7 protein-coding genes and 1 pseudogene are annotated in these 10,102 nt (G+C 61.9%); 6 read left to right on the plus strand and 2 right to left on the minus strand.

What is annotated here, in order from left to right; all coding sequences use genetic code 11:
* On the minus strand, window positions 1-265 hold a 265-nt coding region (locus tag GY769_19830; protein ID MCP4204172.1), incomplete at its 3' end, for a hypothetical protein.
* Window positions 266-454: 189 nt separating this feature from the next.
* Between GY769_19830 and carA the strand changes: the two are divergent.
* The 5 genes and pseudogenes from carA to GY769_19855 all read left to right on the plus strand — a co-directional run bounded on the left by carA (window position 455) and on the right by GY769_19855 (window position 6,946).
* A pseudogene (gene carA / locus GY769_19835) lies at window positions 455-1,450 on the plus strand (glutamine-hydrolyzing carbamoyl-phosphate synthase small subunit).
* Window positions 1,451-1,476: 26 nt separating this feature from the next.
* A complete protein-coding gene (carB, locus tag GY769_19840; protein MCP4204173.1) occupies window positions 1,477-4,662 on the plus strand; it encodes a carbamoyl-phosphate synthase (glutamine-hydrolyzing) large subunit in 3,186 nt (1,061 codons plus the stop codon).
* The gene (locus tag GY769_19845) at window positions 4,647-4,988 is read left to right on the plus strand and encodes a hypothetical protein (protein MCP4204174.1); all 342 of its coding nucleotides are present in this window, start codon (window positions 4,647-4,649) and stop codon (window positions 4,986-4,988) included. Before carB ends, GY769_19845 begins: the two co-directional genes overlap by 16 nt.
* 262 nt (window positions 4,989-5,250) lie before the next feature.
* Window positions 5,251-6,495 carry a glycosyltransferase gene (locus tag GY769_19850; protein ID MCP4204175.1) on the plus strand — a complete coding sequence of 415 codons (1,245 nt, stop codon included), beginning with the start codon at window positions 5,251-5,253 and terminating at the stop codon, window positions 6,493-6,495.
* A gap of 271 nt (window positions 6,496-6,766) precedes the next feature.
* The gene (locus GY769_19855; GenBank protein ID MCP4204176.1) at window positions 6,767-6,946 is read left to right on the plus strand and encodes a hypothetical protein; all 180 of its coding nucleotides are present in this window, start codon (window positions 6,767-6,769) and stop codon (window positions 6,944-6,946) included.
* A 131-nt stretch (window positions 6,947-7,077) separates the two neighbouring features.
* On the opposite strand, the gene GY769_19860 is transcribed toward GY769_19855, so the two are convergent.
* A complete protein-coding gene (locus GY769_19860) occupies window positions 7,078-8,319 on the minus strand; it encodes an SGNH/GDSL hydrolase family protein (GenBank protein ID MCP4204177.1) in 1,242 nt (413 codons plus the stop codon).
* A 720-nt stretch (window positions 8,320-9,039) separates the two neighbouring features.
* On the opposite strand from GY769_19860, the gene GY769_19865 reads away from it, so the two are divergent.
* Window positions 9,040-10,095 (plus strand): IS110 family transposase, encoded by a 1,056-nt coding sequence (locus tag GY769_19865; GenBank protein MCP4204178.1) that lies wholly within the window; start codon window positions 9,040-9,042, stop codon window positions 10,093-10,095.
* Window positions 10,096-10,102 lie beyond the last annotated feature (7 nt).

Genomic DNA, 10,102 nt, shown 5'->3' on the forward strand with positions numbered 1-10,102 from the left:
CCGCTTGCCCATCACCGTCGATGTCGTTCGACTGAACGCCCGTGCCCGAGGTGTCGTCGCAGACCAGATCGTCCACCCCCGCCTGCCCGATCAACCCGTCGTCGTTCATGTCCAGGCCATTCGCCCGAGCTGTGTAGCCTCGAGGCAGCGGATCGGCCAAACACGCCACCGCCGACAGCAGCAACACCAGCAGCGAGCCGGTGACGCTCCCGAGCGACTCGGCCTTCCCGCGCTTCGTACAGAAGTTCACTGACTTGCTGTGCAATCGCTTCAAGTGACCGGTGAGCAACTGACGCCGTTGAGCATCCTTCCCGACTGGGGAGTATACTCGTCCTGGCGACTGAGCTCACACATGGTTGTTCTCGAGGCTCCCCAGTTCGCGGAGTTCCGATCAAGGTAGTTCGGATTGTGCGATAGGTCGTTGGCGGGATTTGAGGCGGCCTGACTCCGGACCAGGCGGACGGGCGAGCTGGTGTTCAACACCGGAATGGTGGGCTATCCGGAGACGCTGACCGACCCCTCCTACGCCGGGCAGATCCTCATTCTCACCTATCCACTGATCGGCAACTACGGCGTCCCCGGGAGCGAGTGGGATGAGCTCGACCTTCCTCTCCATTTCGAGTCCGAGAGGGTTCAGGTCCAGGGACTGGTCGTCGGCTCGCTGTCTAGAGACACCTTCCACTGGTCTGCCCAGCGGAGTCTGAACGACTGGCTGGCGGCTTCTGGGGTGCCGATTCTGTCCGGCGTCGACACCAGGGCCCTCGCCAAACGGTTAAGGGAGAAGGGAGTGATGCTCTCCAAACTGGTACCGGAGGGCGAGGACGTCGAGTGGAAGGATCCGAACCTCTCGAATCTCGTCGCCGGCGTCAGCGTCGGTGGTCCGATTGCCTACGGTGAGAACGGGCCCCGAGTCGTTCTTGTGGACACTGGAGCCAAGGCCAGCATCGTTCGTGGCTTGGTGGGAGCCGGGGCTCGCGTTCTGAGAGTTCCGTGGGACTACGATTTCTTTGACGAGAACTTTGACGGAATCTGCATCTCCAATGGACCTGGTGACCCGAAGCTGGCCGACAAGGCGATTGAGCACGTCCGGCGTGGGCTGGAAGAGCGGATTCCGGTCTTTGGCGTGTGCCTCGGCAATCAGATCCTGGCGCTCGCGGCCGGAGCCGATACCTACAAACTCAGGTTCGGACATCGATCGCAGAATCAGCCCTGCTCGGAAGTGGGTTCGCGGCGCTGCTATGTGACTTCGCAGAATCACGGCTACGCGGTAAACGGAGCGACCCTGCCCGATGGCTGGCGTGAGTGGTTCGTCAACGCCAACGACGGAACCAACGAGAGGATACGTCACGATTGGCAGCCCGCGCGCAGCGTCCAGTTCCACCCGGAAGCATCACCTGGCCCCACAGACACGGCTCATCTCTTCAAAAGCTTCGTAGAGATGCTCCGGTGAAGGGGCCTCAGCAACACAACGGTGGTCTGTCTCTTCCTCAGAAGGTTCTCATTCTCGGCAGCTCCGCCTTGAAGATCGGCGAGGCCGGGGAATTCGACTACTCCGGCAGCCAGGCCATCAAGGCGCTCAAGGAAGAAGGGATCGAAACGATCCTGGTCAACCCCAACATCGCGACGATCCAGACCTCCGACTACCTGGCGGACAAGGTCTACTTCCTGCCGGTCACGCCCTATTTCGTCGAGCAGGTGATTCTCGAGGAGAAGCCCGACGGCATCCTACTCGGCTTTGGTGGACAGACCGCGCTCAACTGCGGCGTCAGTCTGGCCCGAGAAGGCGTTCTCGAGCGCCACGGCGTCCGCATTCTGGGCACGGCGGTCGAGACGATCTGTTCGACGGAAGATCGGGGCATTTTCAACCAGCGCCTCAGCGAGATCGGAGCCAAGGTGGCGCACGGTCGCGCCGTGACGTCGGTCCAAGAGGCGCTCGAGGCCGCTGGTGCGATCGGCTATCCGGTCATGCTGCGAATCGCCTATGCCCTGGGTGGACTGGGCTCAGGTGTGTGTACGGACGAGGAGGATCTCGAGCAGAGGGCCTCCGCGGCCTTTTCTCACACCGACCAGATCCTGATCGAGGAGTACCTCTCGGGATGGAAAGAGATCGAATACGAGGTGGTGCGGGACGCCTACGACAACTGCGTGACCGTCTGCAATATGGAGAACCTTGATCCGATGGGCATCCATACTGGGGAGTTCCTGGTGGTTGCGCCGAGTCAGACGCTCACCAATCATGAGTACCACCGTCTGCGGGAGATCGCCATCCGGGTCATCCGCCACCTGGGAATCGTCGGCGAGTGCAACATCCAGTACTCCCTCGATCCCGGCTCGGACGACTGTCGGATCATCGAGGTCAATGCCCGGCTGTCGCGCAGCTCGGCTCTGGCCTCAAAGGCGACCGGCTATCCGCTGGCGTTCGTTGCCGCCAAGCTGGCGCTGGGCTATCCCTTGAGCGAGATCCCGAACCGGGTTACTGGAGTGACGACAGCTTGCTTCGAGCCGGCTCTCGACTACATTGTCGTGAAAGCGCCCCGCTGGGATCTCAAGAAATTCCGCATGGTCTCCAGCCGGATCGGCTCCGGGATGAAGTCCGTGGGCGAGGTCATGGGCATTGGCCGCACTTTCGAGGAGGCCTTCCAGAAGGCGCTTCGCATGCTGGACATCGGCGTTGAAGGCGTCGTGGCCGACGAGGTCATGCAGTTCGAGGATCTTCCGACCGAGCTGACTCAACCCACGGACCGTAGACCCTTTGCCTTGGCCCGCGCCTTCTTCGAGGGGATGACTATCGAGACAGTGCACGAGTTGACCCACATCGACCCGTGGTTCCTGTCACGGATTCGCGGCATCGTCGAGTTGGCGGCATCCCTGCGGCAGATGAATGGAGGTCCGCCGGACGAGGATCTGTTGCGCAGGTCGAAGCGGGCCGGCTTTTCTGACCGTCAGATCGGAGAGTTCTTGGGCGTGAGCCAGGAAGAGGTTCGGCTGACCCGTTGGGCCGCCGGTATACGGCCGTGCGTGAAGCAGATAGATACCTTGGCGGGCGAGTACCCGGCGCGTACGAACTACCTCTATCTGACCTACGGCGGCGAGGAGGATGACGTCGATTTTGCCACGGAAGATGCGGTCCTGGTTCTCGGTTCGGGCGCCTACCGCATCGGCAGCTCGGTCGAGTTCGACTGGTGCTGTGTGAACACCGTGCGCACCCTGAGGGAGCTCGGCTACTCCACGATCATGCTCAACTGCAATCCCGAGACCGTCAGCACCGACTACGACGAGTGCGATCGCCTGTACTTCGACGAGATCACGCTCGAGACGCTGCAAGAGATCCACGACCGGGAAAAGCCCTACGGCCTGATCGTCTCGGTCGGAGGTCAGACGCCCAACACACTGGCCCGCCATTGCGAGGAGGCGGGAATCCGGATCCTCGGCACGGCGGCCAAGGGCATCGACAACGCCGAAGATCGAAACAAGTTCTCTCAGCTGTGCGATCGCCTCGGTATCGATCAGCCGAAGTGGACGGAGGTCACCTCGGTGGATGCCGCCGCGGCCTTCGCCAATGAAGCCGGCTATCCGGTGCTGGTCAGACCCTCGTATGTGCTGTCGGGTGCGGCCATGGCGGTGGCCGAGAACCGGGACACTCTACAAGCGGTTCTCGAGAGGGCTGCCGAGGTATCTCCGGAGCACCCGACAGTGATTACCAAATTCATCGACGCCGCGAAGGAGATCGAGTTCGACGCGGTGGCTCGCGACGGCGAGATCCTCATCCACGCCATCTCCGAGCACGTCGAGCAGGCGGGGGTCCACTCGGGCGACGCCACCCTGGTGCTTCCCCCGCAGCGTACCTACATCGAGACGCTGCGTCGCGTGCGGCGAACAGCCGCGCGGGTCGCCGAAGCGCTATCGATCAACGGCCCCTTCAATATCCAGTTCATGGCGCGGGACAACAACATCATGATGATCGAGTGCAATTTGCGGGCGTCGCGCTCGTTTCCTTTCGCGTCCAAGATCTCGCGGGTCAACTTCATCGATCTGGCCACGAGGGTGATCATGGATCGTCCGACGAAGAGGGTGGACAGCTCGGTGCTCGAGCTCGACTTCGTCGGAGTGAAGGCGCCGCAGTTCTCTTTCACTCGTCTCGAAGGGGCCGATCCGATTCTCGGTGTCGAGATGTCGTCGACTGGGGAGGTCGCCTGTATTGGTCGAGACTTCGAGGACGCACTCCTCAAGGCGATGCTCTCGGTCGGCTTCAAACTCCCCATTCGCCGCGTACTTCTGAGCACCGGCCCGGTCGAGGACAAGGCCGTCTTCCTCTCCAGCACCCGCGCCCTGGCAGACGCCGGCGTCCGGTTCTTCGGCACCCACGGAACAGCCGCCTTCATGTCCGAGAGTGGCATCGCCGTGGATCCGGTCTACTGGCCGCTCCAGCGGGAATCGCCGAACGCGCTCGAGCTGCTTCGGAGAGGCGAAGTGGATCTCGTGGTCAACATTCCCAAGGACGCGTCGGAGGATGAGCTGGCCAACGACTACATGATTCGACGGGCGGCGGTCGACCATGGGATTCCCCTCATCACCAACATCCAGTTGGCGCAGCGCCTCGCACAGGCTCTGAGTCACAAGTCACTCGAAACGCTGGAGGTTCGGAGTTGGGACGAGTACTGACGGGCAGCAACCGACGAGGGACGCCTTACGAGCCCGAGGGCTCGAAACAGGGCTTCTATGTCCCCACTCGTCGCTGGTTGTCTCGGGATCTTGCGGCGCAGGTGGAGCAACTGGTTCTGGCCGAAGGCGCTCAAATCGCTTCCTACCTCGGCAGTGGCTACGTGCGAGGCCTCTGGCAACGTTTGCAAGGCAAACCGAACGCACGGCTCGACGCACAATCCTGGAGAATCCTGAACTTCGCCGTCTGGCACGAGATCCACTGGGCGCGCTCGGATTCTCCTCGAGATGGCCTCCACCAACCCTCCCAGGAGCTACTGCCGCTATAAGCAAACGAGCGCCCCTGGTTGTCTCTGCGCTAGGCGATCTGGTGCTCGATGGGGAGTGGGAAGTGGTCTTGCTGGAGGGCAATCAGACGGCGGTCCGTCGTGACCTCCGTATTCATCACTCCGGCGCCGGCGAAACCGTAACCCTGGCTGCGCGACCTTGCCCCCTGAGTACAACGGTGCGGGGATCGGATGGCTCGGTTATGATGGCTTCGCGGTGCCGTCCGGAACGACAGAAGTCAGGTAGCAAGGTCTGAACGAAGGAGTGGACGAGCTGACGAACGACACCGCTGAGGTTGATGGCAGCGCTCGGCCGAGAGCGCGAGCCATCCTTATTATCAATGGAACCGACTTCGGAGGCACCGAGAGCGCTCTCGCCGAGATCGCGCTCGGCCTTCGCCGGAGAAGGTACGGCGTGACGGTGCTCAGTCTTAAACCGCTCGGCAAGCTGGGTGTCTCTCTCGCGCAGCAACGCGTGGCGGTTCATACGCTCGGCATGGGTGAACTTGTCGGTTCGCTGGCATTGCTCAGCGGAATCTGGAGGTTGCGTCGCTGGCTGAAGGGGACCGAGGGCGACGTGGTGCACTCGTTTCTGCCGCGATCCAACATCATGTCGCGGGTGGCGAACCGCTTTTCAGGAAAGCGAAGGCCTCACTTCTCGAGTGAACGATCGACCGACTTCAAGAGGTCGCGCCTCGTGTCCTTTCTCAATCGAGTGACCGTGCAGTGGACGGAGCGGGTTCTGGTGGTGGCACCGGTCGTCGAGGAGATTCTCAAGCATAGGGATCGCCTGCCTGAATCGAAGCTGGCGCCGCTCCATAATGGCATCGACCTTGCGGCCGTCGACCGATTCCCGACCGGTGAAATTCGGCGGACTCTCGGTCTGACCGACGAGGACCAGCTCTTTTGCTCGGTTGGTAGGCTGATCGAGGACAAGGGCTACCATTATCTTCTGCGTGCGATGGCACAGATGCGCTGGCGAGGACCGAGTGTTCACCTGGCGCTGATCGGCGACGGTCCAGAAGAGACGCGCCTCCGGGCCGAGGTGGAGACGTTGGGCCTCGATCGGCAGGTTCACTTTCTGGGGTACCGGCGTGACGTGTACGGAGCCCTGAAGGAGGCGGACGCTTTCGTGCTTTCGTCGCTGGAGGAAGGGGTGCCGGTGGTCGTGCTGGAAGCCATGGCCTGTGGGCTGCCGGTAGTGGCAACCCAAGTCGGCGGAGTAACGAATCTTGTCGTCGAGTCGCAGACCGGTTTCCTGGTTCCACCCGAAGAGACCTGGGAGCCGTCCCGTGCGGCTGCTGCTCGCTCGAACGGCGTCGGTCGTGGTATCGCCGCCCTGGCGGCGGCCATGGACCGGTTGGTGGAAGACTCAGAGCTGCGTCGGGAATTCGGCCGTCAAGGGCGCCACCGTGTGGAGGAACACTTCCACATCGATCGGGTCCTGACGCAGCTGGAAGAGTACTACGCTGGCGTCCTTGAACCGGAGATTGGTGCCGACGCCCGATAGCTGGTACCCGAGAGCGTTTCGTAGCTTGCTCTTCCCAACAGTGGACGTGCTGAACCGCACGAGATCTGACATGGCCGCTCTCCGCACCTTCAGGCGTAGCCGCGTTTGAGAAAGCGCTCAGCGCTTCGCTTGACTCGAAGATCGCCGTCCCGGTAGCGAAGTTGACCACTGGCCGCTCGAGCGGGAATCGCCGTTCGCCATCAACATCAACGGTCTGCGGCAGATTCGGCTGCTGACGGAAGAGCTGATACCTCGGATCCAGCCGGAAGTCGTGGTCGTTGGCGTTTATCCGTCGCGCTATCGGAGGATCAACGACCCCTACGTCTACTATCAGGGCAACTCCCAATTCATTGAGTGGTGTACTGAGATGGGAATCGAGGTCGGCGATCCGCTGCCCATTTTCCGGCTGGAGCGGAATCCCGTTCTACGACTGGGCCGGGATTACCGCTAGGCGCCGGCGGCGCACAGAATCGCTGTGGAGCTTGTTCAGAAGGCTATGCTAAGAGAACTGTCTGTCGAGGCTCGGAGGCCGGCACCTGGCCGCTAGCAGTGAGCCGCTAGACCAGCTCGCAGCAGCTCGATCTAGTCCCTTGTCGCTTGCCATGCGCTTTCCCGGCTGAGGGCTTCGGCAACAGAGCCGGCGATCACCCGATTCCCTTCAGAGGAGTAATGCCACTCTTCAAAAAGGCTGTCAGGAGTAGTCGCTCGCGACGCCTGCAGGAGACTCGGGAGAGGGTCGATGACGGGAGCGACCTTCGCCGCCGCACCGAGGAGGTCCTGGTATTCCAGGGGCTTGCCTCCCAGAACCCTGCGCAGGGAGACCTCGGTCGGGAGATGCACGATTTCGAAGCGGCCGCCCTGCTCTTCCACATCAAGCCGGAACTCCTTGAGTATGCGAACGGCAAGGCGCGCAGGCGCGCTTTTGGAGCCGTAGAACTCATCACTTCGTCGGCGTCGCGAGAAGCGATTCTGCGTAACGGCGCTCACCGCGAGCGCTGCCAGGCGGCTGTTTTGCCACAGCGAGTCTCGGTAGTCGTCGGGACCGTAGAAGTACTCGTAGTTTGCATATCGCCAAGATTCGACGTTGTTGAGATTGGCCACTACCTCCTCCGGAGGGAGGGAGGGTTGATTTACGAGCCGGAGGCCATTGTCTTCGAGGACGAAGCGAGGCTTGAATAGTGGGATCTGGTCACCGTAGTAAAGCAAGGGCCGGAAGAGATTGAGGTTTCGTTTCACATTCTCGGCTTGGAGTCCGAAAAGCACGAGATGGGGTTCGAAGTTGCGACCCACTTCCATCCAGCGCAGCAGGGCCTGATCCATGCCGTAGCCGCCGACCCCGAAATTCAGAACCTCGACGCTCTTTTGCCTGGCATTCAGCTCCTGTTCGAGAAGAAAGCCCCAACTCTCTTCCAGGCGGACTTCATATCCGTAGGTAAAGGAGTCGCCGAACAAGGCGATTCTGTATCGGTCCGCCTGCTGCTCGCGCGAGAACTCCTTTTCCGCCCGGATACCTTGGTCGTTGTTTCGGTGGAGGCCGCCGACCGAGACACCTGCCGGCCTCGGCGCCCATCCGAGCTGCGGGTCATACGCCACGGTCATTTCTGTCGACCCGAGGTAGTGGTCGAGGGTCTCCTGAGTCGAGACGACGGGCAGTCTGAACGGGTGGAGTCGACGCCCGAGGACGAAGAAGTTGCGGTCCTTGTCGCAGTCGCCTACAAGGCGGATGGCCACCTCCATCATGAGGAAGATGATGGCAAGCGAGATGACGACAGAGAGAATGCGCAGTCTGAGAAGACTGTTTTGGCTATGGGAGCGGTCGCTCATTCCCGGAGGCGGCAGTCTATCAACTGTGGCGGTAATCGAACCTGGGTCGGCCCAGAGGGCCGGCCTCAGCAGGTGAGCAATGGATCGATGATGGCGATTAAGGCCGCACCCGGTTCGACGATGAACCAGTCGCCGAGAGAAATGGTCTCTCCGGCCCGGAACATCGCGTCGGCCGGAGGGAGCGTCCGGAGAATCGTCTGCGGTGAGTTCGCTTTGGCGGCCGTTGTACCACCTAGAAAAGCTGCGTGACCGAGACGAGTCAACGAGCGCGCTGCCCTTGCCGCCCGCGTTCCCGTGGGAGTCCGGGTCTCTGTGTCGGAGATTGGCCAGAAACAAGTGCTGAGAGGCTTAACTTGGTGTCCACCGAAGAGTGAAGATCCGGTCTGGGGGACGAAGATGGTGGATTCCGTCTTCAGCCAGAAAGTCCTACGGAAACCCTGGGGCGCCTCAAGGTTGCCGCGTTTTCCTCGGAGACCGGCACTGATAGAAAGATTCAGAGTTGGCCGCTCGGTGGGACTTGACTTACCACTGAAGCGACTCGCTATGCGATGTCTTGCCCCGGACGCGTCGGTCCCGCCGAGCGGTCACTCTGAACCTGGCTGCCGAGCCGAGCGGACGCGTGACCTGATAGGAACCTGCGCCAACAGATGCCCCGTCACTGTTGTGTCCGCCCGCCCCGGCTCGGTTGCTCCTCAGAAAGGGAGGAACAGCATGGAAAGCATGACAGAGGAACGAGTCGTTGTCATCGGAGGCGTCGACTGCCACAAGCACACGCACCATGCGTGCACCATCGATGAGCAGGGCCGCCGGCTGGCAGATCAGGAGTTTCGAGCCACTCGCGCCGGGTATCGGGAGCTCCTCGCCTGGCTTAGAGGCCAGGGGACTGTGCGCGCTGTTGGGGTCGAGTCAACCGGTGGCTATGGTGCAGGCCTGACCCGGAGTCTGTGCCGGACCGGCGTGAAGGTGATCGAGGTCAACCGGCCTCACGCCCAACTTCGTCAGCGGCGGGGCAAATCCGATTCGATAGACGCCGAGGGGGCTGCCCGCAGTGTCTTGGCCGGGGAAGCCAGGCAGATCCCCAAAGACACCACCGGGATCGTCGAATCCATCCGGCTACTCAAGACGGCTCACAACAGCGCCGTGAAGGCTCGCTCCATGGCCCTGTGCCTGCTGGGTGAACTCCTCGTCACGGCACCCACCGAGCTCCGGGAGTCAATGCGTTGCAGCACGCTCAAAGGCCAAGCGACTGTCTGCGCTCGGCTCCGGCCCGCGCTCGATCATCTCGACGACCCCACCCAGGCGACCAAGCTGGCCCTGCGCAGCGTTGCGCGACGGATTCTCGCCCTCAAGAAGGAGATCGCAGAAATCGACGCTCAGCTCGAGGCTCTCATCCGCAGCGCTGCACCCCGAACCACCTCGCTGCTTGGTGTCGGTACACAGCACGCCGCGGAGCTGCTGACGACTCTGGGTCAAGACTGCGACCGCATTCACTCTGAAGCCGCCTTCGCACACCTGTGCGCAGCAGCACCTGTGCCTGCCTCCTCGGGTCTGACTCAAAGGCATCGTCTTAGCTATCAAGGGAATCGACAGGCGAACCGTTCCCTGCACATGATCGCCGTCGTCCGACTCCGCTACTGCTCTCGAACCCGCGCCTATGCCAAGAGACGCCGGTCCGAAGGCCTCTCCAACAAGGAGATCATCCGCTGCCTCAAGCGCTACATCGCCCGCCAGCTCTATCGCGAGCTGCGAGCCGACCTCGGCGCACTTGCCACTTGACTATGTA

The sequence above is a fragment of the bacterium genome (assembly GCA_024224155.1).
Taxonomy (GTDB): domain Bacteria; phylum Acidobacteriota; class Thermoanaerobaculia; order Multivoradales; family JAHEKO01; genus CALZIK01.

Coding starts and splice junctions, on each gene's coding strand:
- GY769_19865 (MCP4204178.1), top strand. CDS start 9,040: ATGACAGAGGAACGAGTCGTTGTCATCGGAGGCGTCGACTGCCACAAG.
- GY769_19860 (MCP4204177.1), bottom strand. CDS start 8,319: ATGAGCGACCGCTCCCATAGCCAAAACAGTCTTCTCAGACTGCGCATT.